The sequence below is a fragment of the Pantoea stewartii subsp. stewartii genome (genome assembly GCF_008801695.1).
Lineage (GTDB): Bacteria > Pseudomonadota > Gammaproteobacteria > Enterobacterales > Enterobacteriaceae > Pantoea > Pantoea stewartii.
This window is the reverse complement of record NZ_VZPF01000060.1, coordinates 1-22266: the sequence shown is the minus strand read 5'-3', so window position 1 is coordinate 22266 and position 22266 is coordinate 1. Positions and strand designations below refer to the sequence as shown.

Here is a 22266-nt window from a genome sequence, read left to right as displayed (position 1 = left end):
TGGCTGCGTGTCAGAGGTAGTTTGAGTAGTGGCCGTCGTCCGGCTCAGCGGACTGGCGCATCACCGGCTCCCGCCAGCGCCGGTACGTCACCGACGGATGCAGGTTAAGCGGGCTGAACCCCTCATGTTCGGCGTCAGCAGACATATCACTGCGCGGCGATGCCGCTTTGAGGGTGTAGCTCTCCAGAAACCACGTCAGAGGGGCCGAGGTGACCTGCCCGTCACTGTCATAACGGTAGAGCACCTCATGACTGAATTCAGGGTTAGCACACGCAACGGAGAAGGGCGCAGCAGAAAGGCGCATCACCGTTACCGTCCAGCCCTGCGAATGCTGCCAGCGTTCGCCATGCTGAGGATAATCAGGCATAACGACCTCCGTTGCAGCGACGGGAAGTGCTTAAAAGTTGAATGTGTTCTGCGGTCTGACTGTTGCTTGCGCAAAATATCCAAGTAGACTTTGATGCAGCCATATAAAGACCCTCTGGTTTAATTATGGTCAGGCTTTGTGAGGTATTGCGAGTACCTCGCAGAGCCGCTTGTTTTCGGACATTTGTTTGTATAAGGTACGTACCTTATGCCAATCATTAAAATAGAAGGTACGTACAATGTCAAGGGTTAAAGATCGCACTCCAAAAACAGGCGGAAAGTCACCAACCTTCCAAATCCGCATCAATCCAGAACTTCGAGAACAACTAGACCAGGAAGCCGCTAAAGACCAAACCACCCTTGCAAACTGGTTTAAAGAACTTGCAAGGGATGAGCTCAAACGACGTGGAGTTGAGCCAAAAGGTTGAAGGCTGGCGATCTGCGTATTGGTTAGTGGGCGCATTGTTTGCAGATCCATTCTTTTACTTCCTCCACTCTCCAGGCGGTAATACGCGCAGAAATTTTTATTGGTTTAGGGAATTCTCCAGCAGCGATACGTCTCCAAAGCGTCGCAGAAGAAAAAGGCAAACACGGCATAAGTTGTTTTTGCCTAATAAATCCGTTTTCTGGAATTTTTCCATAAGGTGTTTGGTTCATGAGGGATCTCCTATCTCGTTGATTAAAAATGACATGCACTGAGATTAGAGGAGGTGAGATGATATGTTCCACTAAAAACGGAATTCCATCGTAATTAAAGTAATTCCATCAAAAAAACTCCATTCCAACTAATCTCAATATTTTATTAACTCAATAGAATCAATGAGTTAATTTTTCCCCATAATCTTTTGATTTTATGTGTTTTTATCCGGTTTTATGCAGCTTTAATTTGCTGCTTATTTTCGAGGGGAATTTTTGTTTGGCAATCATAGGCAACTATAGGCAACTATAGGCAACTAAATGGTAATCAATGGCAATTGAAGGCAAACTGCGCGACTTCTTAGTACATGCTGTTTACCAACATTTGGCATTATCAAAGTTGTAATTTCACTCATCATGTACAGATGAAAGTGAAATTTTTAATTTTTCATAAAATGAAGATTTACCTAAGCCCTTTTTATTGATGCCTTTAGCATCGGCATAAGCAGTCAGAAGTTTAAAAAGAGGATCAATTGTTGGTGTGCCAGAATTGTTAATCCATTTTGTAGAGCCGCTTGAAGATTTTTCGAGTGCTAAGTTAATAGCAAGAAGTCCAATTATTTTATGTAAAGAAGCGCTTTCCTCATCTTTTTTATGAAAACCACGTCTGTCTTGAGATTTATCTTTAGCAACCAGAACTCCCTCTGTACCTGCGCACTGAAAAATAATTGACTCACCATGCTTTTTATAAATGCTAACTAAAGATTCAATGCATTTTTCTATGATGATTTTAGGTGTTATCCCTTCTTCAATAAGTTTAAAGCATGATGCGAAAAGAATTCCTGATTCAATAGGGCAGTTGGTTGCAATGAGTTTTGGATAAAAAACATCCAACTCTTTTGTTTTTCCTTGTGATTTTAGGAAGCTGAATAAATACCTATGTACTCTAACTAAATAATCGGAGTAGGCACTTACAATACCAATTTTATCTTCTGGGAGTTCATCATTACGGGTATGTGGATCAAGATTAGCCAATGCTCTTGCTAATTCTTTTATTTCAATTTGAGGATAGTAGGCCAATCTCTCGATGGCACTTCCTTTAGAAAAACTAAATTCCATTATGATTTCTCCTCAAATTTAGCAAAAAAGTCAGATAGCTTTTGCATAGCAATTTTTCTTTCATCGAAATAATGATGTCGGTTATAGATGCCTTCAACACCTTTAATGCGATGGTTTAAGCACCTCTCAGCAACCACAGGATCAACCCCTAATGAAGCCAAGTATGATCTAGCTGTGCGACGAAAGTCATGGATCGTGAAATTTTCTATATTTCCCATGTGGGGTTTGAGTTTGGCAAGAGCTACAGGTAGCGTGCTTTCTGCAATGTGCGGTATCATTCGGTTTTGTATTTTCCTTGCAGGAAGCACCCAATCACTATTTAGAGATAGGTCTTTTAATTCTTTTAACCATTTAATTGCTAATGATGAAAGCGGAATATCTAAATTATCTCCATTCTTTGTGTTTTTCAGGTGCCAAATCCCAGCATCTAAATCGAAATCCTCCCACCGCGCGGCACATAATTCCATCTTTCTGCAGCACAGCATTAAAAGTAATTTAAAAGTGATTTCATTCTGACGACTAAATCCTTTAGCTATTTTCATCGCGCGAAAAAGTAGCGTAATTTCCTCTTCTGAAAGAAAACGATCTCTTGATTTCTCCTGGCCACCTGCATCATTGTTATCAAAGGCTGCCGCTGGGTTAACACTCAAATAATGACGTTTTATACCATAGTTAAATATGCGCTTTATCCAACGTAGCACATCATTAGCGATAGTTGGCGCGCCGCGTTGAACAATGCTCTGCAACATTCTATCAATATCACCAGGCTTAACGTCTTCAACCTTTATGTTGCCAATGTGAGGTTTGATATCTTTTTCAATGCGCCTGCGAAGAATATCGGGGTGTTTCCAGCGTCCAACAATTTGTTTCTCGTAGTACTCAAGCGCAAGGTCAGAAACACGACGAGCGTTCTTCTCCTTCTCGATTTTGGCAAGCGTAGAGGCTTTACGCTCCTGTTTCTCTCCGGCGACGTCATAGCCTAAAGCTACTCTTGCCGATAGCTCTCTGGCCCGTTCGCGCGCTTTTGCTAAGGACAGATCCCCGTACGAACCGATCCACATCGCACGGGCTTTGCCTCCGTAGCTGTAGCGAAAGCGCCATTTGGGTATTGAGAACTCTTTCCGGTAGCAAAGGTACAATCCGTTTCCGTCAGAGCGCCCCTCAAAACGTTCCTGAGACCTGAGCCAAGTTTTTATTTGAATATCTGATAGCTTTCCCATTTTTCCTACTTGTACCAAAACAATAACGGCTTGATGTGTGGTTTGTACACTAGATGGTACAGCAAATGATAGAGATTTTGCGAGAAGGGATGACTCTTTATGAGAAAGTAAAACCCGTAACTTACGGGTTTTACTGGTTTTATGAAGTTATATGATAGTTATTGAGAAATTACTCAATATTCTGAATCTGCTCTCGCATCTGTTCAATCAACACTTTTAGCTCAATCGCTGAATTCGTAATTTCTGCATTAATGGATTTTGAAGCCAGTGTGTTTGACTCGCGGTTGAACTCCTGCATCATAAAGTCAAGACGACGGCCTACCGCCTCTTTTTTCTTCAGAATGTTATAGGTCTCTTTAACGTGCGCATCCAGACGATCCAGCTCTTCTGCGACATCGAAACGTTGTGCCATCATCACCAATTCCTGCTCAAGGCGATTATTTTCAAGCTGCACCTCAGCATCTTCCAGTTTGGCGATCAGGCGCTCCCGCTGCCACTTAATCACATCGGGCAGTTGAGCGCGGACTTTGCTGACCTCATGCGTTACCGCTTCCAGCCGCTGCTCGATCAGTGCCTTCAGAGCGCTGCCTTCGCTTTCACGTGCGGCGATGAAATCATCCAGCGCGCCATCCAGCGCCTGAATCAGCTGAGTATTAATTGCATCCAAATCCTGTTCAGGTGCTGCCATGACGCCCGGCCAGCGCAGAATATCCAGCGGATTGATAACGCCCTCATCGGTCTGCAGTTTGACCCAGTTAGCCGCCTGAACCAGTTGTTTGGCCAGTGACTCATTGAGCATCAGTTCGCCCTGCGCGCCAGGATCGGCCTCGAAGCGCAGATTACATTCGATTTTTCCACGCGTCAGTCGCTGGCGAATGCGCTCCCTGATCATCGGCTCCAGTCCGCGAAACTGTTCAGGCAGACGAATATAGGTTTCAAGATAACGTTGATTGACAGAACGCAGCTCCCAGGCGGCGCTGCCCCAGTCGCCCTTAATTTCACGGCGGGCATAGGCGGTCATACTGCGGATCATAAGCGTTACTCTTTTTTTAAATAAGGTTGAGGCCAGTATAACGAGGCAAGGCTGACCAGAACAGGTGTAAGCGTGTACAGGATGCGATAACAAAATGTTTCCGCTTTTCTCAACAGCCACTTATGCTAATTACTGGTTTACTCGTTGAGGCCCTCTTTTTATGTCGCGCGTATCGTCTCTTCCACTCATACTCAGCCTGCTGCTTGTGGGCTGTCAGTCGCCGTCTCCATCATCATCATATCCGCCTTCTACCCGACCCGTTCCGGTGTGCGCCGGCGGTGAGGTCATGATGCAAACCACATTGTGGTTTGGTCTCAGTAAGCCGCAGGGCGGCAATGTGAGCGCACTGGACTGGATGAATTTTGTCGATAAAGAGGTAACACCGCGCTTCAGGTCTGGCTTGTCTGTTTATGATGCGCAGGGCCAATGGCTGGGAGAAAACGGTCAGTTAGCACGTGAGAAAAGCAAGGCGTTAGTGCTTATCTATCAGTTCGACAGTGACAGCAACAGTCGTGTCGAAGCGCTGCGTGCTCGCTATAAAAAACAGTTTGGTCAGGAATCGGTTATGCGCGTGGATACGCCAGCCTGCATTAGTTTTTAGGGACAAACGGCGGCCAGTGCCGCCGTTGAGTCCATCAGATAAAAAGTCCGGCAAATGCAGCGGAAAGCAGGCTGACCAGGGTGGAACCATAGACCAGTTTCCAGCCAAACCTTGAGACGACATTGCCTTGTTGTTCGTTCAGGCCTTTTATCGCGCCCGCAACAATTCCAATAGAAGCAAAGTTCGCGAAGGAAACCAGGAAAACAGACAGGATGCCCAATCCGCGTGGCGTCATTCCTGCCGCTATCTTTTTCAGTTCAATCATGGCGACGAATTCATTCGCCACCAGCTTCGTGGCCATAATACTGCCAGCCTGTAATGCATCGGTAGCGGGAATGCCAATCAGCCAGGCAAAAGGATAAAAAACATAGCCAAGAAGCTGCTGGAAACTGTACCCAAACAGGGTGGCAAACAGGGCGTTGATGGCCGCGATTAAGGCAATAAAACCAATCAGCATGGCCAGAATAATCATCGCGACTTTGAAACCGGCGAGGATGTATTCCCCCAGCATTTCAAAAAAACTCTGATCTTCGTGTAATTTATCCAGCGGAATGGCCTGCTCATTACGGCCTTTGCCGGGGTTAATAATCGACAGGATGATAAACGTGCTGAACATGTTAAGCAGGAGAGCCGCAACGACATATTTGGCCTCGATCATCGACATATACGCACCAACAATCGACAGCGAAACGGTAGACATCGCGGTTGCCGCCATGGTGTAAAGTCGGCGTGGTGGGATATCGGCCAAAATACCTTTATAGGCAATGAAGTTCTCTGACTGGCCCAGCACCAGCGTGCTTACCGCATTAAAGGACTCCAGTTTTCCCATGCCGTTAACTTTTGATAACAGCGTGCCAACAACCCGAATCAGTAACGGCAGGATGCGCCAGTGTTGCAAAATACCAATCAGTGCGGAAATAAAAATAATAGGGCAGAGCACGCCAAGGAAGATAAAGGCCAGTCCCTGCTGACTCATGCCACCAAACACAAATTCCGTGCCCTGTGCAGCAAAACGCAGCAGCGTTTCAAAGAAATGCCCCACCGTGCCTACCAGCGCCAGTCCACTGGCTGAGTGAAGAAAGAACCAGCCCAGTGCGGCTTCTACAACAATCAGTTGAATGATAAAGCGCAGGCGAATGCGTTTTCGGTCATGACTGACCAGTAGCGCAAGGGCAAAAATTACCACCAGCGCCAGCAGGAAATGAAGAAGAGCGGTCATAGTTTAGTCAGTTAGCGGATATGCAGGAAAAGGTAAGGCATTTAGCCATACTCCGGCATGAATTTCATCCCAGGCTGCACTGACCACTGCAAGAGACAGCAGGCCAGGAAGTCCGTATAATACGCAGCCAATCATTAGCAAGCCGGAGATAACCATGCGTCCAGCAGGCCGTAGCGCACATCAGGTGCGTCCAGTCACATTGACCCGCAATTACACTAAACACGCAGAGGGCTCCGTTCTGGTGGAATTCGGTGAAACCAAAGTGCTCTGCACTGCAACGGTGGATGAAGGAGTTCCGCGCTTTCTCAAAGGGCAGGGCCAGGGCTGGGTCACTGCCGAATATGGCATGTTGCCGCGTTCCACTCACAGCCGTATGGCACGTGAAGCCGCGAAAGGCAAACAGGGTGGTCGCACGCTTGAAATTCAGCGCCTGATCGCCCGTTCACTGCGTGCTGCGGTCGATCTCACCATGCTCGGTGAATACACGATTACGCTCGATTGTGACGTCATTCAGGCCGATGGCGGTACACGTACGGCTTCCATTACTGGCGCCTGTGTAGCCCTGGCAGATGCGCTTAATTCCCTGGTCGCGAGTGGTAAGCTGAAAGCGAATCCGATGAAAGGCATGGTTGCCGCCGTGTCAGTGGGGATTGTCAATGGTGAAGCGTTGTGTGACCTTGAATACGTTGAGGACTCTGCCGCTGAAACGGATATGAATGTCGTCATGATGGAAGATGGCCGCATGATTGAGGTGCAGGGCACCGCTGAAGGTGAACCCTTTAGCCACGAAGAACTGCTGGCATTGCTGGCGTTAGCGCGTGGCGGTATTGAAGAATTGATTCAGGCGCAGAAAGCGGCGCTGGAAAATTAAGGTAACAGGCGACCACAGAGTCGCCTTTTTTTTATCTGAGGAGTAAGACATGAAAGCCTGGCAGCGGCAGTTTATTGAATTTGCACTGAATAAGCAGGTGCTCAAATTTGGTGAGTTCACATTAAAGTCGGGTCGTAAAAGCCCCTATTTTTTTAATGCCGGTTTATTTAACACGGGCCGGGATTTAGCGCTGCTGGGGCGGTTTTATGCGCAGGCGTTAGTCGACAGCGGAATCGATTTTGATTTGTTATTTGGTCCGGCCTACAAAGGCATCCCTATCGCCACCACCACAGCCGTTGCGTTAGCCGATCATCACGATCGTGACGTACCTTACTGCTTCAATCGTAAAGAAGCGAAAGATCACGGAGAAGGCGGTTTGCTGGTGGGAAGCCCGCTGCAGGGTAAAGTGATGCTGGTCGATGATGTCATCACGGCCGGCACGGCGATTCGCGAATCCATGGATATTATCAATGCACATGATGCCAGCCTGGCGGGCGTGCTGATTTCACTGGACCGTCAGGAACGCGGCCGGGGTGAACTCTCCGCTATTCAGGAAGTGGAACGGGATTATTCCTGCAAAGTTACCGCGATAATTACGCTTAACGACCTGATTGATTACCTGGCTGAAAAAACGCACATGGCCGATCATTTAGCGCAGGTACGGGCGTACCAAAAAGCGTACGGCGTCTGATAACTGGCGGGCATTGCGCCCGCCTTTGTATTACACCAGTTGTGCCGCAATCAGCGGCCAGCGGGTGTCAAAGTCGGCCGTTGGGCTAAACCGGAACTCGGAACGGACGTACCGCGATAACAGCCCTTCACACAGGGCCAGCAGCTGGCTGGCCAGTAAGGTTTCATCCGTTTGAAAGCCTTCACCTTCGCGCATTTTGCGTTCGCGCATCACCTGGCGTAGCTGCACTTCAATGCGCTCAAACAGCTGATTAATGCGCCCCTGCAGACGGTCCTGTTCAAACATTAACGCGTGACCTGTCAAAATCCGCGTCAGCCCCGGATTACGCTCACCAAATCCCAGAATCAGTTGCACAATAAGACGCAGGCGCGCCATTGTTTCTTTTTCATCTTTCAGGATCAGATTGATGCGGGTAATCAGACTGTCTTCAATAAATTCGATCAGGCTGTCAAACATCCGCGTTTTACTGGGAAAGTGACGATAAAGCGCCGCCTCCGATACACCGACGTTAGCCGCCAGTTTTGCAGTAGTAATGCGTTGGCTGCCATCACTTGACTCAAGCATCTGCGCCAGCGCCTGCAAAATCTCCTCGCGGCGATTCCGCTTTACGACTTTTTTCTCTGCCATGCCCTTAAAAACCCCTGAATTTCACCATATACAGGCAACACCTACGCATCTGCCACAAGAGAAAGCCTTGGGGCGATGAGAAATAATAAGATTGGCGTAAGTGAAAATCGGTCGTGCTGGTTACTGACGGCCTGAGTGACCGAAGCCACCTTCACCGCGCAAGCTGGCGTCAAACTCGTCTACCAGATTGAATTCGGCCTGGACGACAGGGACAAAAACCAGCTGGGCCATGCGGTCGCCCGGCTGAAGCGTAAAGCTTTCCTGCCCGCGATTCCATACCGATACCATAAGTTGTCCCTGATAGTCGGCATCAATCAGACCAACCAGATTACCCAGGACAATACCATGTTTGTGGCCCAGGCCAGAGCGCGGAAGAATCACGGCGGCAAGGTTCGGATCGGCGATGTGAATAGCCAGACCGGTAGGAATTAATGTGGTTGTGCCGGGTGCGATTTCCATCACATCCTCAATACAGGCACGAAGGTCTAACCCAGCGGAACCCGGTGTCGCATAGGTCGGCAAGGGAAACGCTTTGCCGACGCGCGCATCAAGAATTTTAACGTCTATTTTTTTCATCATAACGGCTGACAATCTCGTCTATTAAAAGTTGACCAAGGAGTGACTTATCGCTGAGCGGTAAGGTTTTTTCTCCTTCCTGCCAAAAAAGGTGAAGAGCATTGGTGTCGCTATTGAACCCGTGGCCTGCTTTTGACACATCGTTAGCACAAATCAGGTCCAGGTTTTTACGCGCGCGTTTTTTTCGGGCGTATTCTTCCACATTCTGGGTTTCAGCCGCAAATCCAACCACAAATGGCCGGCTCTGCGTTAAGGCCGCCACCCCCGCGACAATATCGGGATTTTTAATGAGCTGCAGGCTGACTTTCTCATCGTCATCCTGTTTCTTTATTTTTTCATCCGCGATCTCAATTGCCCGGTAGTCTGCCACGGCTGCGCTTGCAATGAAAATATGTTGTGCGTTTATCTCCCCTATTACCGCCGCCTGCATTTCCAGGGCCGAGGTCACATCCACTCGTTTAACGCCGGCGGGTGTTGGCAGGGCAACCGGACCGCTTACCAGCGTAACGCGGGCGCCGCGCTTTGCCGCCGCCGCCGCAATCGCAAACCCCATTTTTCCCGAACTGTGGTTGCTGATATAACGCACGGGGTCGATCGCTTCCCGGGTGGGACCCGCGGTAATCATAATATTGAGATGTTGCAGGTCGTTGACGGGCGCGGCCCACTGAACGGCGTGGTCAACGATAGCTAAAGGGTCAAGCATGCGACCGGGGCCAATATCCCCGCAGGCCTGGCTGCCGCTGTCTGGCCCCCAAATTAACAGGCCGCGCGCCTGAAGCCTGATCAGGTTTTCCTGCGTTACGGCAGCGCGATACATCTGCTGATTCATCGCCGGCACAATCGCGACAGGCGCTGCTGTTGCCAGCACGGCAGTGGTGACTAAATCATTGGCCATCCCTGCCGTAATGCGCGCAATAAGGTCGGCCGTGGCCGGGGCCAGCACGATCAGGTCAGCCCATTTGGCCAGCTCAATGTGTCCCATTGCGGCTTCAGCTGCCGGGTCAAGCAGATCATCAAAAACAGGATAACCGGAGACGGCCTGCAGGCTGAGTGGCGTGATAAAAGCCTTTGCGCCCTCGGTCATCATCACGCGGACATCGGCACCGCGATCGCGCAGACGACGGACCAGCTCGGGGGTTTTATAGGCAGCAATTCCACCACTGACGCCCAGAAGAACTTTTTTACCGGCTAATCCCATCATGCTGTTGACCTCATTTTCGATTGCCGTCTTCGATTGCCGTCGCAGGGACGGTGTAATGGCCGAATTTTATCACAAAACGTGGCATGCACCTTTTCAATGGCTGCGTTTGCGAGACATGCCGGAGAATCACAATCACGCGCTGGTGACGGATAGGTTCGCACGCGATGATACAGGGGGCGACAGGGAGAGCAGCAATGAAAAATTTGCCACCACGAGAAAAACTTCAGCAATGGGGTGCGGATGCGTTAAGTGACGTAGAGCTGTTAGCGATTTTCTTACGAACAGGTTCAAAAGGCGTTCCTGTCATGATGCTGGCGCAGCAGATGCAGCAGGAGCTGGGGTCGCTTTATAATATCGTTAATGCGACGGCTGCAGACTTTAAGGGCATTAAAGGCGCTGGCGAAATCAAGTTGATTCAGATGCGCGCAGTGGCAGAACTGGCCAAACGGTTTTTCGCCAGCCAGCTGGCGCGTGAGAGCACAATTGACAGTCCCGCAGCGACGCGTCAGTACCTGCAGACATTATTGGCCAGGCAGGAGCGTGAGGTGTTTGTCGTGCTGTTTTTGGATAATCAACATCGGGTATTAATGGCCAGAGAAATGTTTTCCGGATCCATCAACAGCGTCGAAGTCCATCCTCGTGAAATTGTGCGTGAAGCCCTGAAAATCAACGCGGCTGCGCTCATCGTGGCGCATAACCATCCGTCAGGAATTGCTGAACCCAGCCAGGCTGACCGCGACATTACACTAAAAATCTGCGAAGCTTGTCGCTTATTGAATATCCGGTTGCTTGATCATCTGGTGATTGGACACGGTCAATCTGTCTCATTTGTCGAACGCGGATGGCTCTGAGCCTGAAAATCTGGTCCAGGTGGCGGCTTTTTACACGATCATTCGGGATCTTTATCTGTTCGGGACTTGAGCACTTGGACCGAGCGGCGTATACTACGCCACCTTTGAGAATCTCGGGTTTGGCGGTTAGGCCAGCTTAGCGGGTTCCATGGAACTCGCCTGGCGGGCTGCAAGCCTGACGAGGCGGCCAAAACCTAATTTTTAAAGCTCGAGCTGATTTGATTTTTGGAGAATAGACATGTCACGAGTCTGCCAGGTAACTGGAAAGCGTCCGGTGACCGGTAACAACCGTTCCCACGCAATGAACGCGACGAAACGCCGTTTCCTTCCGAACCTGCACTCACACCGTTTTTGGGTTGAGAGCGAGAAGCGCTTCGTTACTCTGCGTGTATCTGTAAAAGGTATGCGTATTATTGATAAAAAGGGCATTGATACGGTGTTAGCCGACATGCGTGCCCGTGGTGAGAAGTACTAAGAGTACTAAGGAACTGAGTCATGGCTAAAGGTATTCGTGAGAAGATCAAGCTGGTTTCCTCTGCTGGTACAGGTCACTTCTATACCACCACGAAGAACAAACGTACTAAACCAGAAAAACTTGAACTGAAAAAGTTCGATCCGGTTGTACGTCAGCATGTGATCTACAAAGAAGCCAAAATTAAATAATTTTGGTGTTCTGCTAAAAACCCGGCTCCGGCCGGGTTTTTTGTTTGTGTAATGCGCAGGGGAGAGGTTATGCCAGAGTTGCCAGAGGTAGAAACCAGCCGACGCGGCATTGAGCCACATCTGGTTGGTCAAACAATTCTTCACGCCGTCGTTCGCAACGCACGCTTGCGTTGGCCGGTATCCAATGAAATCCTCGCATTAAGCGATCAGCCAGTACTGAGTGTTCAGCGGCGCGCTAAATACCTTTTGCTTGAGCTGCCACACGGCTGGATCATTATCCATCTTGGTATGTCTGGCAGTCTGCGCGTTCTGCCCGAAGAATTGCCTGCCGCCAAACACGATCATGTTGACCTGGTGATGAGCAACGGGAAGGTCCTGCGCTACACCGATCCCCGACGTTTTGGTGCCTGGTTGTGGAGCAGCGATCTGGACGGAAGCAGCGTGCTGGCCCATTTAGGTCCAGAACCACTGAGTGAAATGTTCAGTGGCGACTATTTGTTTGAAAAATCCCGCGGTAAGCGAACGGTGATCAAGCAGTGGTTGATGGACAATAAAGTCGTGGTGGGCGTGGGCAATATTTATGCGAGCGAGTCACTGTTTACAGCAGGGATCCTGCCTGATCGAGCAGCGATGAGCCTGTCTCACGATGAAGCGGCGTTTTTGGCTAACACTATTAAAGCGGTACTGCTCCGTTCTATCGAGCAGGGTGGAACGACATTGCGCGACTTTTTACAAAGCGATGGCAAGCCAGGCTATTTTGCTCAGGAGTTGCAGGTTTACGGCCGGGCTGGCGAACCCTGCAGGGCGTGTGGCACGCCGATTGTAAGTGGGAAGCACGGGCAGCGCAGTACCTACTGGTGCCCCAACTGCCAGCATTAAGGCAGCTTTGCGAGTAAGGCCTGATGGACAGGTGCGGACAGGAAGGCAGAGACATCGCCACCATGCCGCGCCACTTCTTTGACCAGTGACGATGAGATAAAAGAAAAGCCTTCTGAAGGCATTAAAAATACGCTTTCCAGCGTTGGCAACAGGTGTCGGTTCATACGCGCGAGCTGCATTTCATATTCAAAATCGGACACGGCACGTAATCCACGAACCAGCACATTTGCCTGCTGCGCCCGGGCGAAGTTTGCCATCAGATCGCTAAAACCGACCACGTCGACATTGGGCAGATGTGCAGTGGCCTGTTGCGCCAGCGCCACTCTTTCGTCCAGCGTAAACAGCGGTTTTTTACTCGGGCTGGCGGCAATCGCCACAACAAGCCGATCAAACATCTGTGCTGCACGAGTGACGATATCAATATGGCCCAGGGTAATGGGATCGAAGGTGCCAGGATAAATCGCTTTTGTCGTCATGTGCGCCCTTCCGCCGAAGTCTTATTTAGCGCCCAAAGCGCTGCATATTTATTGAATGTGTACTGGGCATTAACGACTGCCAGTAGCCAGCCCTGTTTGCCATCAAGGAATCCGGCACGCAGCAGCAGCGTTTTTACAAAGGCACCCGCTGTATGACTGAAGACAGAAACCAGGCTGCACGTTTTTCCACGCTGGAATCTTTCCTGCGCCCAGGCTTCAGCATAAGCCAGTTGTTTTCGCTGGAAAACCATCAGGTCACGGCAGGTCAGATGCTGTAAATCGCCTTTCAGTACCTTAACGGGCGCACCTTCGGTTTTGAGTGACTCATGGACCTGATTATCGTTATAACCCAGTGTACGCGGATACAGACGCATCACTCTGTCAGGATACCAGCCGCTGTGACGCATAAAACGGCCCAGGAACAGGTTGCTACGACTGAGGCTGTAAACGGTTGGCCCCGGTTGCGCTTCCAGAACCTGTTCAATCGCCTGACGCAATTCTGGCGTCACGCGCTCGTCGGCATCGATCATCAAAATCATATCGCCACTGGCAAAACTTTGCGCCCGCTGGCGTTGTTTTCCATAACCCTGCCATTCCGTTGCCTGAAAAACCTGTGCGCCGGCCTGTTGAGCCAGCGAGAGGGTGTCATCGGTACTTCCGGAATCCAGCACGATAATTTCATCGGCCCAGCTGACTGAGGCAAGACAGTCAGGCAGCAAGGCGGCTTCATTTTTGGCAATCATCACCACTGAAAGGCGTTGGCGCGTAGCGGTCATCAATGAGCCCGTGGCGGTAAATGAGGTTCAAGTAACTGTAGCAGGCGCTGCAGCGCACCCTGATTTTGGTGCAGCACCTCGACGGCGTGGCGACCGTAATAACGACGATAGTCGTCATCCTGTAGCAAATTCGTCACTTCTTTTTCCAGCGACGCCGCGTCAGTCACAGTGATCAATCCCTGTGCCTCCTGCAGTTTGCTGCAAATATCTTTGAAGTTCCAGGTATGCGGGCCCATCAGTACCGGGATAGCATGGGCTGCCGGTTCCAGCGGATTATGACCCCCACGCTCAACCAGGCTGCCTCCTACGAAAGCCAGGTCGGCTATACCGTAGAGCAGCATCAGTTCGCCCATTGAGTCACCAATGACAACCTGTGTTGAACTGGAGGGGATCTCTCCGCTACTGCGTAAGGTAAAGCTGAAGTGACGTTTTTGAGTGAGTTCACGCGCATCGTTGAAGCGCTCAGGATGACGTGGTACCAAAATCAGCAGCAGATCGGGAAAGGTCTCCAGTAAACGGCGATGCGTATCCAACAGAATCGCTTCTTCACCTTCATGTGTACTGGTCGCGATCCAGACCGGACGGCGCGGAGCCCATTGGCTACGCAGCGTGACGGCGCGTGCCGCCAGCTCGGGAGTAACTGAAATATCGAATTTCAGGCTGCCGGTGATCGACAGGTGAGAGCGTTTCAGCCCAAGCTGGATAAAACGCTCACCATCCTCGGCATTTTGCGCAGCGATCAGCGTGATGCTCTGCAGGAGATTGCGCATAAACTTGCCCAGCTTGCGATAGCCTTTGGCTGAGCGTTCTGACAGGCGAGCATTGGCGATCACCAGCGGAATATGGCGCTGATGCAGAATACGGATGATATTAGGCCACAGCTCCGTTTCCATAATGATGACCAAACGTGGATTCACCGTATCAAGAAAACGATTAATGGCGCCGGGTAAGTCGTAAGGCAAATAGACATGGTGTACATCTTTGCCAAAAGCGGACTGCGCGCGCTCCGAACCGGTTGGCGTCATGGTGGTCACGGTAATGGGCAGGGTAGGATAGCGATGACGCAGCGCGCGTACCAACGGCACCGCCGCCAGCGTTTCCCCCACAGAAACCGAATGCAGGACAATGCCGTCCGGCTTCACTTTTCCGGCGCAGTAGCCATAACGCTCTGCCCAGCGTTTGCGATAGGCCGGGGCTTTACGACCGCGCAGCCACAGGCGCAGCCAGATGAGTGGCTGAATGAAATAGAGCAATGCGGTGTAAATGGTCGTCATAGTTACCGTTATGACACGTTGGCGTCAAAAAAGCAGTTTAAAGTCAGATTACTGCATATTATCAGAAACAGCATAATCACTCATCTCACATCATGATTGGGTACGTAGCACCTGCTCATAGAGGGAGGTAAGGGAATGTGCCAGGTGCTGTGGGCTGTATGGCTCAACCCTGCGCCGCGCCGCTTCTCCCATTCGCGCGTCGACGGTCAGACTCGACAGAGCGTTTATCGCCTGGTTCAGGCCTTTAATATCCAGCGCATCGCGAACAAATCCTTCCTGGCCTTCGCGAATAAATTCAGCGCCGCCACAGCCGGTGCTGGTAATGACCGGTAAACCACAGGCCATCGCCTCCAGTACGACGTTGGGGAAGGGATCATATAAGGTCGGCAGCAGCAAACCATCGGCAGCATGATAGAAAGGCTGTACGTCCTGCTGCACGCCGACAAAACGCAAGCGGTCAAGGCAGTTCAGTTGATTAGCCAACTGCTGATAACGTTTTACCTGTTTGTCCTGGCCTACCACAATCAGATAACGATGACTGTTGGCCAGCGCTTCAATGGCCGCTTTCAGGCCTTTGCGTTCAAAACCCGATCCCACGTAAATCAGCACTGTTGCGTTGGTGGGCAGATTCAGTTGGGTCCGCATGGCATGGCGCGTGGCCTCGGTCGCAGGCTGAAAGCGCGTGGCATCAATCGCATTGTAGATAACGTGTATTTTGTCTGCCTGCAGCGTAAAACAGCGCAAAATGTCTTGTTTTACCATCTCAGAATTGCAGATCACCGCTTTCAGCGAGGAAGACTGGAACATGTCCGCTTCCGCCCGCAAAACGTAACGATGGTAAGGACTCAGGCTGGCACTCAGGCGCTGTAGTGGTGACACAATGCGGGCACGTTGCTCAAGCCAGACACGGTGAACGCCATCGCCAGCCCGAAAAATATCACAGCCTGCGATGCGCTCATGGCTTTGTACGATATCAAACTTCTCCCGCTCCCAGCAGGCCCGCGCAGCCTGTGCAAATCCTCGCTCGCGTGAAACCCGCCCCAGTTTGCCTGGATTACAGATGTGCAGATGCCAGTCTGGGTTGGGTTTGCCCTGCCAGCTGCGGGTAATGATATTGAGATCCAGCTGCTCACTTCCCAGCGCTTCCAGCGCGCGTGAGATAAACCGTTCTGCGCCGCCATCAGGACGATATTTTTGCCGGACAATGGCCAGACGTAACTTACGCATTCAGATAGCTCCTTGCGGCATTCACGACATCCTCAACCGGTATGGCCGATAAATAACGCTGATCGGTCCGGGTATCAATAGAATCCGGATGGGGCAGAGATCCATAGTCGCCCGCCCAAATCACCCGATTGTTGTCTCCCCACGGACGCCAGTGCTGCAGCTTGGTCGGTCCGAAAAGGGCGATGCAGGGTGTATCCAGCGCCGCCGCCATATGCATGGGCGCGGAGTCGACACCGATAAAGAGTTGCGCGCCCGCGATAAGCGCCGCCAACTGAGGTAAAGAGAGTTGACCCGCAAACGAGATAACGTGAGGGGAATGGCATTGTGCCAGAATACGTTCGACCATCTCCCGTTCATTTGCATCGGGGCCTGCCGTCAGTATCACTTTGCGGTCGGCTTGGGCTAACTGATCGATGGTGGCCGCGACCTTGTCCTCTTCCCAGCATTTAAACTGCCAGCGTGAAGTGGGCTGTAAAACAATATAGCCCCCGGCAACCTGCTGCTGACGGAGCTTGTTCTGCACTTTTTGCGCATCGTCGGGGCTGAAGTGCATTGAGGCACCGATGCCTTCCGCTGGAATAGTCAATGGAGAAAGTGCGGACAGATTTTGTTCCACTGTATGTAATTGCTCATGATTTTCAGTGGTAACTAAATGCGTGTGGCACCAGCGCCAGATGGCCTTGTCACGTTTTGTGAAGGCAAAGCCAATACGTACTGGTGCACCAGATAAACCGGTGATAATGGCGCTGCGCCACTGATCGGCAAGGTTAATGACCAGGTCATACTGACAGTTGCGGACGGCAGCGACCAGCGCCATTTCATGGCGGAATTTTTGCCAGCCACCTTCCTTTTTCCAGCCGCGGTCAATGACATGCAGATGGCGGATGGCAGGATGTGCTTCCAGCATAGGACGGGTTTCTTTATAGAGCAGAACATCAATCACGGCCTGTGGGTAATGCCGATGCAAAGCATTGATGACAGGCGTGGTCAGCAGCATGTCGCCATGATGACGCAGTTTGATTATCAGTATTTTTTTCGGTGCAAACTGGACTGGAATCGGGCTTGTCATACTCAAATGCTCTCAAAATTTAGTGAGCTGATTGTAGGGCAAACCCTTTAGGGGTTAAAGCAAGTGACGGCGCTTATTTCCTGCGCCAGTAATAAATCCGTCCCAGCCACAGCAGCAGGTGATACCACTGCTTAATACCACGTGCATTGCGCAACATACGTTTGTGCGTCCCGGTCGCGAACACATCTGCAATCATCGCCTGACGCGCAGCCTCATCGGGCTCACGTCGAATACTGTGACAAACGCTCAGGGCTTCGTGCGTTACCTGATAATGGAACGTCGGGTATATTTTAACTTTATCGCGGTAGCGCGCATTAATCTCTTCCAGCATTCTGGCAATTTTCAGGTAATGGCGCTGATACTCGACATTGGCCTGTCCGGTGCGCTTGCGGTTACTGATTGAAGCGTCATGCGTATGATAACGGTACAGTTGTCTGTCGGTGTAGCGCACGCGCTGTACATTGAGCATGAGTTCTGTCGTCCACGGAATGTCCTGGTGGTGTAGTCCGGGTTCGAACGCCAGCTTTGTTTTTTCAATCAGTTCACGGCGATAAATGCCCAGCCAGACAACATGCTTATAGCGATGTGTTTTCAGCGCCTTGTTAAGCCACTCTGGGCCGCTGAGAACTGACGTGCCAGAAAGGCGCTCCAGCGGTATTAGCGGTTGAATCGCATTGTCGGCCGGAAAAAACCATTCAGCGTTACAATGCGCTACATCCAGATTATCCGCTTCTGCCATGTCTGTCAGCGTCTGGTACATGTCGGGCTTCATGGTGTCATCAGCATCAGGAAAGGTCACGTACTTGCCGCGAGCCACTGCCAGGCCAGCATTGCGCGCACGGGATACGCCACCGTTTGGTTGGTGAATGACCCGAATGTGAGGATAGCGTTGCGCGTAGTTGTCAGCCTGTTTACCGGAGTCATCGGTGGAACCATCATCAACGATGATGATTTCAAGTGATGTGAGCGTCTGCGCCAGTAAAGACTGGATAAACCTTTCAAAACCGGCACCAGCATTAAACATCGGCGTGATTATGGACAATAAAGGTGAATTCTGTATCACGGCATTATGCATTTTAATAAAATCGAGACGGAACTTTACTCATGCTAGCACGAAAGTATTCAGAACTTTTTGTGCATTTAGAGTCAAATAAATGATTAGCAGAAATTATTTCTTATGCAACTTTTGCGTGCGGGTGATCAAAAGCCCGGCTATGACTGTTTTAACCTGGGCACAGTATGAAAAATATTCTCGTCATCAGGCGCGATAACATCGGGGATATGGTGTGTACCACCCCGCTGCTGGAAGGTATTAAAAAGGTTTTCCCGAGGCAAAACTGACATTATTGGTTAACAAAGTCGCGCAGGATGTGGTGCTGAATAATCCCCACATTGATTCGCTACATGTCTATAAAAAAGCCAAACACCGTAGTAAAAACGAGAGCGCAATGGGTGTCTACTGGCATCGTTTGAAAATTTTCTGGATGTTGCGTCAGACTCATTTTGATGCGGTAGTGCTGGCCAATCCGGTGCCCTGCAGGTACAGCCTGCGTCTCGCACGTTTAGCGGGAGCAACAAATATCATTGGCGCGGGCCAGCCTAATCAAGGGTTTACCCGAAGTTTCAGTAGCGCAGATTTTTCTGAAAATCATCAGGTTGAACACACCTACTCTTACCTCTCATCGTTAACCGCTCATTTACCCGACGTTCCCCCCGTAAGAGTTTATCTGACAAAGTCAGAGCGGGAGGAGGCAGAATCGCGTGTACATGCGTTGTTTCCCGTTGAGGGCCAGACTTATGGCGTGCATATCAGCAGTCGCTGTGCAAAGCGCCGCTGGGCAATAGACAATTATGCTGCGTTTATCCATATCCTCTTAAAGGATGAAAAGGCTCGCGTATTACTGTTTTGGTCACCTCAGGGTGCGCTGGGGCCTGAGGATATGGGAGATAACGCGCGTGCTGAAAAGCTCCTGCAGTTAGTTAATTCTTCACGAATAGCAGCCTATCCTACAGGGGTCAGTGCGTGATCTGATGGCGGGTTTTCATTGCTGTGATCAGATTTTGTGTAGTGACGGCGGTCAAATGCATATCGCAGCGGGTTTGCACGGCTTTGTTGAATAAATGGATTTTATGCTGTGGTACTATGAAAACGGTTGTTTCAGATAACATAAAATCAATGCGTTACATGCTTGCGTATGACGGTGTTCTGTCTGGCATCAGCGTTTTCTACCAAAACAGTGCAGACAAAACAGAATGATTACCTATTATTCAACAAAGCCGGTTTGCACAAAGAACAGGGCGTGTTTTTTGGTGATAAGGATGCCCAAGCATGGCATCCATGGTCGGGCGAATATAAGATTATGCAAACCTTGTCAGGTGATTGTAATGAATTATACCCAGAAACTGTTTTACAGGCATGGCAAGAGCTTAGAGTAACTAAGGAGTTCGTTTAATAACAACGTCATAATATTCTGAAAGCGTCTGACCAAAAAAACGCGGCGTAAGCCAGGAGAAAAGAGCTTCAAGATTTTCATAAAGCAGTTCGATATCCTGTTCACTTACAAAGGTTGGGCTGCCTCCTGGCATAAACTCCGAGCTATGTAACATAAATTCAACATAATCTTGTCCTTCAGCTATAGACATTTCAACAACTCGTTTCATCTCAGCTAAATTATTTTTAGAAGGACGTAACCAGTTAACTGCGGGACTTTTTTGCTTCCCACGTATACGATAGGTGGCCTGCTTGAGCTTGTTGATCAACGGTGGATATTTATAATGAATGCTCATGGGGATTTCCAGCAAAGATGAATGACCTATGCGTGAAATGTCCTGAAGGTCGATAAAATAGGGTTTATTGGGAAACTGGGTATAATTAGTTCCTCCATTCCCTTGTGGCGAACCAGGATTGAACTGCCAGTTTATGTGTGGTGTAACAGAGCAGTCAACGTGGTAGTCAAGCTCAGCCAGTATCGATGCGTACCTTTCATCAAATGCCCATCGGCCGGCGCGATGGCTGCGCATTTTTACTTGAAACTTTTCTTCAAGAAGTTCTGTCATAAAAATGACTTTTTTTCGAAGCACCGAGTCTGGATACTCGATAAGATATGGTTGGTGAAACCAGTCATTATCGGTAAGTGGTGATTCAGGCGGACTGTTCCATGCATGCAGATGCATGCCAATTTCACCCTTTTTACGAGCAATGACGTCTTTACCAAATTCTATATAAGCGGGATCGCAAGCCATTTCATAATTTGTAAGCCACGTAGGTTTAAAACCATAACGTTCACAAAGGGCTTGAAATCGTGGCAAAAAACGTGTGTTTTCTGTTGTTATATGGCAATGCTTGCGCCAAAGATTATCACCTTCTGTATCTATTGTGATAAGGAATGCATGCTTGCCCATTTTCGCCGCCCTAAGCTACTAAATCGACAATGTTACGCGTGCTGTCCTTAACTGGTAAAGCGATTTTTTAACACTTTATATAACAAAAAGTTACAATATGTATTATTTTTTGAAATAAAGTGATTTGCGTAAGTCTTTAAATAAATTAACAGTAACAATATTTAATTTCATACAAACAGGTAGGGCGTTTTGTCAAAAAATATACTTATGGTGATTGATGGCCTTCCGGGCGGCGGTGCAGAAAAAGTGGTATTGACGCTCGTTAAAGGCCTGCTAAAGCTTGGACATCGAGTATCACTCTTTTCACTGCGAGACGTTTGTGCCTATCCGCTCCCTGAAGGGGTAAATTATCAGGTCATACTGGACAACAATAACAAGCCTTGGCGGAAGCTAACTGAGCTTTATCGTCGCGCCCGATCACTCGATGATGCGATACGCCAGACTGAAAAAAAGAATGGAAGCTTCGATCTTGTAATTTCTCATTTGCACAAAACCGACAGGATAGTTAGTCGCAGCCGAGCATTATTATGCGAGAAGACATGGTATTGCTTACATGGTATATTTTCTGCTTCTTATTTAGGACATCGTAAGGGCATCTCACGCTGGCTTAAGATCAGGAAAATACATAACGTTTATCAGAAAAAGAATATTATCGGTGTTTCTCCTATGGTGTTAGAAGATTTAAAATCCATTTTCGCAGTGACACCTTCCAGAGAAACCGTAATCGGTAATCCATTTAATATTTCTGAGATTAAACAGTTCGCGCTTGAGCATGTTGATGCCCCTGAGTCAGAATTTCTAATTCATGTTGGCCGCTTTCACGAAACTAAGCGGCATGATCGTTTACTGCAAGCTTATGCATTAAGCAATATTCCTTTACCGTTGGTGCTTTTGGGGCAAGGTTCGCCCGAACGCCAGGCGATTCTTGAAACATTGGCGAAAAAATTGGGTATACATGAGCGAGTCATTTTTCAGGGATTTTCGCCTAACCCCTATGCCTGGATTAGCAAAGCTAAGATGTTGATCGTTAGCTCTGACAGCGAAGGTTTTGGAAATGTGATAATTGAAGCGATGTTATGTGGAACACCTGTCGTCAGTACGCGCTGTCCAGGTGGGCCAACTTCGCTTTTACAGGGCGATTTAGCTCGTGGTCTTGCAGATTTAAATCCGCAGTCACTCGCAGATAAAATGATAGAGATTTATAATTCCCCTCCCGAACTAGATGATAAACAGTTAAACCGATTTGATACGCACATTATTTGCCAACGTTATTTAGAGCTTAGCCAGTAAAAAAAGGGGGATGTGCTATTCCCCCCTCTAAATAACTGATCCTAATACCGCTACACTTTAGCCAGCCCATGTTTTCCCCCGGGGAATGGGCTGACGGTATTCATAAAGTGATGGACCTTTTTCAACAGTTGCCACATTGAACTGCACTGGTGATTTCGGGTTATTGTCTCATGAAGCGCCTGCCACAACCGTTCGACAT

General features: G+C 49.4%; 27 protein-coding genes and 1 pseudogene. 11 read left to right on the top strand and 17 right to left on the bottom strand.

The features are described 5' to 3' along the window. Positions 1–10: 10 nt before the first annotated feature. The gene (locus F7Q90_RS17380) at positions 11–367 is read right to left on the bottom strand and encodes a hypothetical protein (protein ID WP_006121237.1); all 357 of its coding nucleotides are present in this window, start codon (positions 365–367) and stop codon (positions 11–13) included. Between the two features lie 238 nt (positions 368–605). Between F7Q90_RS17380 and F7Q90_RS17375 the strand changes: the two genes are divergently transcribed. Then, positions 606–794, top strand: a complete 189-nt coding sequence (locus F7Q90_RS17375) for a hypothetical protein (RefSeq protein ID WP_013027750.1) — start codon at positions 606–608, stop codon at positions 792–794. A gap of 22 nt (positions 795–816) precedes the next feature. Here F7Q90_RS17375 and F7Q90_RS17370 read toward each other — a convergent pair whose 3' ends face one another. The 4 genes from F7Q90_RS17370 to F7Q90_RS17355 form a co-directional block, all read right to left on the bottom strand. After that, positions 817–1023 carry a helix-turn-helix transcriptional regulator gene (locus F7Q90_RS17370; RefSeq protein WP_071988791.1) on the bottom strand — a complete coding sequence of 69 codons (207 nt, stop codon included), beginning with the start codon at positions 1021–1023 and terminating at the stop codon, positions 817–819. 387 nt (positions 1024–1410) lie between these two features. Continuing rightward, positions 1411–2121, bottom strand: a complete 711-nt coding sequence (locus F7Q90_RS17365; RefSeq protein ID WP_141119402.1) for a hypothetical protein — start codon at positions 2119–2121, stop codon at positions 1411–1413. Further along, complete coding sequence (locus F7Q90_RS17360) at positions 2121–3341, bottom strand: tyrosine-type recombinase/integrase (RefSeq protein WP_006121238.1); 1221 nt, start codon at positions 3339–3341, stop codon at positions 2121–2123. The genes F7Q90_RS17365 and F7Q90_RS17360 overlap by 1 nt, the downstream gene beginning before the upstream one ends. Positions 3342–3510: 169 nt before the next feature. After that, on the bottom strand, positions 3511–4374 hold the full coding sequence (locus F7Q90_RS17355) for a YicC/YloC family endoribonuclease (protein ID WP_006121239.1): 864 nt from the start codon (positions 4372–4374) through the stop codon (positions 3511–3513). Between the two features lie 160 nt (positions 4375–4534). Between F7Q90_RS17355 and F7Q90_RS17350 the strand changes: the two genes are divergently transcribed. Then, the gene (locus F7Q90_RS17350) at positions 4535–4975 is read left to right on the top strand and encodes a DUF3574 domain-containing protein (RefSeq protein WP_006121240.1); all 441 of its coding nucleotides are present in this window, start codon (positions 4535–4537) and stop codon (positions 4973–4975) included. 34 nt (positions 4976–5009) lie between these two features. Here the strand turns inward: F7Q90_RS17350 and F7Q90_RS17345 are convergent, their stop codons facing one another. Then, positions 5010–6194 carry a NupC/NupG family nucleoside CNT transporter gene (locus tag F7Q90_RS17345; RefSeq protein ID WP_006121241.1) on the bottom strand — a complete coding sequence of 395 codons (1185 nt, stop codon included), beginning with the start codon at positions 6192–6194 and terminating at the stop codon, positions 5010–5012. A 154-nt stretch (positions 6195–6348) separates the two neighbouring features. Between F7Q90_RS17345 and rph the strand changes: the two genes are divergently transcribed. Further along, positions 6349–7065: a ribonuclease PH gene (gene rph / locus F7Q90_RS17340; protein WP_006121243.1), complete on the top strand. Its 717-nt coding sequence runs from the start codon at positions 6349–6351 to the stop codon at positions 7063–7065. Positions 7066–7114: 49 nt separating this feature from the next. Then, complete coding sequence (gene pyrE, locus F7Q90_RS17335) at positions 7115–7756, top strand: orotate phosphoribosyltransferase (RefSeq protein ID WP_006121244.1); 642 nt, start codon at positions 7115–7117, stop codon at positions 7754–7756. A gap of 30 nt (positions 7757–7786) precedes the next feature. Here the strand turns inward: pyrE and slmA are convergent, their stop codons facing one another. From slmA to coaBC, 3 genes are all read right to left on the bottom strand, one after another. Continuing rightward, positions 7787–8383, bottom strand: a complete 597-nt coding sequence (slmA, locus tag F7Q90_RS17330) for a nucleoid occlusion factor SlmA (RefSeq protein ID WP_006121245.1) — start codon at positions 8381–8383, stop codon at positions 7787–7789. Positions 8384–8503: 120 nt separating this feature from the next. Continuing rightward, positions 8504–8962: a dUTP diphosphatase gene (dut, locus tag F7Q90_RS17325; protein ID WP_044242790.1), complete on the bottom strand. Its 459-nt coding sequence runs from the start codon at positions 8960–8962 to the stop codon at positions 8504–8506. Continuing rightward, positions 8940–10160, bottom strand: coding sequence for a bifunctional phosphopantothenoylcysteine decarboxylase/phosphopantothenate--cysteine ligase CoaBC (gene coaBC, locus F7Q90_RS17320; RefSeq protein ID WP_006121247.1), 1221 nt, complete (start codon positions 10158–10160; stop codon positions 8940–8942). The genes dut and coaBC overlap by 23 nt, the downstream gene beginning before the upstream one ends. A 194-nt stretch (positions 10161–10354) precedes the next feature. Here coaBC and radC point away from each other — a divergent pair, with 194 nt between their 5' ends. The 4 genes from radC to mutM all read left to right on the top strand — a co-directional run bounded on the left by radC (position 10355) and on the right by mutM (position 12553). Further along, positions 10355–11011, top strand: a complete 657-nt coding sequence (gene radC / locus F7Q90_RS17315) for a RadC family protein (protein WP_006121248.1) — start codon at positions 10355–10357, stop codon at positions 11009–11011. Between the two features lie 238 nt (positions 11012–11249). Next, on the top strand, positions 11250–11486 hold the full coding sequence (rpmB, locus tag F7Q90_RS17310; protein WP_006121249.1) for a 50S ribosomal protein L28: 237 nt from the start codon (positions 11250–11252) through the stop codon (positions 11484–11486). A gap of 20 nt (positions 11487–11506) precedes the next feature. Then, positions 11507–11674, top strand: a complete 168-nt coding sequence (rpmG, locus tag F7Q90_RS17305; protein WP_001051798.1) for a 50S ribosomal protein L33 — start codon at positions 11507–11509, stop codon at positions 11672–11674. Positions 11675–11743: 69 nt separating this feature from the next. Beyond that, the gene (gene mutM / locus F7Q90_RS17300) at positions 11744–12553 is read left to right on the top strand and encodes a bifunctional DNA-formamidopyrimidine glycosylase/DNA-(apurinic or apyrimidinic site) lyase (RefSeq protein ID WP_006121251.1); all 810 of its coding nucleotides are present in this window, start codon (positions 11744–11746) and stop codon (positions 12551–12553) included. Here the strand turns inward: mutM and coaD are convergent. From coaD to F7Q90_RS17270, 6 genes are all read right to left on the bottom strand, one after another. Next, entirely contained in the window at positions 12550–13029 is a 480-nt protein-coding gene (gene coaD / locus F7Q90_RS17295; protein ID WP_006121252.1) for a pantetheine-phosphate adenylyltransferase, read from the bottom strand. The genes mutM and coaD overlap by 4 nt on opposite strands. Beyond that, on the bottom strand, positions 13026–13805 hold the full coding sequence (locus tag F7Q90_RS17290) for a glycosyltransferase family 2 protein (protein WP_006121253.1): 780 nt from the start codon (positions 13803–13805) through the stop codon (positions 13026–13028). Before F7Q90_RS17290 ends, coaD begins: the two co-directional genes overlap by 4 nt. Continuing rightward, positions 13805–15079 (bottom strand): lipid IV(A) 3-deoxy-D-manno-octulosonic acid transferase, encoded by a 1275-nt coding sequence (gene waaA, locus F7Q90_RS17285; RefSeq protein ID WP_006121254.1) that lies wholly within the window; start codon positions 15077–15079, stop codon positions 13805–13807. The genes F7Q90_RS17290 and waaA overlap by 1 nt, the downstream gene beginning before the upstream one ends. Positions 15080–15169: 90 nt before the next feature. Continuing rightward, positions 15170–16306, bottom strand: a complete 1137-nt coding sequence (locus tag F7Q90_RS17280) for a glycosyltransferase family 4 protein (protein WP_006121256.1) — start codon at positions 16304–16306, stop codon at positions 15170–15172. Continuing rightward, the gene (gene rfaQ, locus F7Q90_RS17275) at positions 16299–17375 is read right to left on the bottom strand and encodes a putative lipopolysaccharide heptosyltransferase III (RefSeq protein ID WP_006121258.1); all 1077 of its coding nucleotides are present in this window, start codon (positions 17373–17375) and stop codon (positions 16299–16301) included. The genes F7Q90_RS17280 and rfaQ overlap by 8 nt, the downstream gene beginning before the upstream one ends. Positions 17376–17448: 73 nt before the next feature. Next, the gene (locus tag F7Q90_RS17270) at positions 17449–18450 is read right to left on the bottom strand and encodes a glycosyltransferase (protein WP_071988792.1); all 1002 of its coding nucleotides are present in this window, start codon (positions 18448–18450) and stop codon (positions 17449–17451) included. A 295-nt stretch (positions 18451–18745) separates the two neighbouring features. On the opposite strand from F7Q90_RS17270, the gene F7Q90_RS17265 reads away from it, so the two are divergent. Together F7Q90_RS17265 and F7Q90_RS17255 are read left to right on the top strand one after the other, a co-directional pair. Continuing rightward, the gene (locus F7Q90_RS17265; protein WP_249042826.1) at positions 18746–19402 is read left to right on the top strand and encodes a glycosyltransferase family 9 protein; all 657 of its coding nucleotides are present in this window, start codon (positions 18746–18748) and stop codon (positions 19400–19402) included. A 168-nt stretch (positions 19403–19570) separates the two neighbouring features. Continuing rightward, the gene (locus F7Q90_RS17255) at positions 19571–19828 is read left to right on the top strand and encodes a hypothetical protein (RefSeq protein ID WP_141119403.1); all 258 of its coding nucleotides are present in this window, start codon (positions 19571–19573) and stop codon (positions 19826–19828) included. On the opposite strand, the gene F7Q90_RS17250 is transcribed toward F7Q90_RS17255, so the two are convergent. Continuing rightward, positions 19812–20777 (bottom strand): polysaccharide deacetylase family protein, encoded by a 966-nt coding sequence (locus tag F7Q90_RS17250; protein WP_006121262.1) that lies wholly within the window; start codon positions 20775–20777, stop codon positions 19812–19814. The two genes, F7Q90_RS17255 and F7Q90_RS17250, sit on opposite strands and share 17 nt — an antisense overlap. 207 nt (positions 20778–20984) lie before the next feature. Between F7Q90_RS17250 and F7Q90_RS17245 the strand changes: the two genes are divergently transcribed. After that, a complete protein-coding gene (locus F7Q90_RS17245) occupies positions 20985–22067 on the top strand; it encodes a glycosyltransferase (protein ID WP_044242798.1) in 1083 nt (360 codons plus the stop codon). Positions 22068–22117: 50 nt separating this feature from the next. Here F7Q90_RS17245 and F7Q90_RS17240 read toward each other — a convergent pair. Further along, positions 22118–22266, bottom strand: a pseudogene (locus F7Q90_RS17240) (IS630 family transposase); the annotation flags it as partial.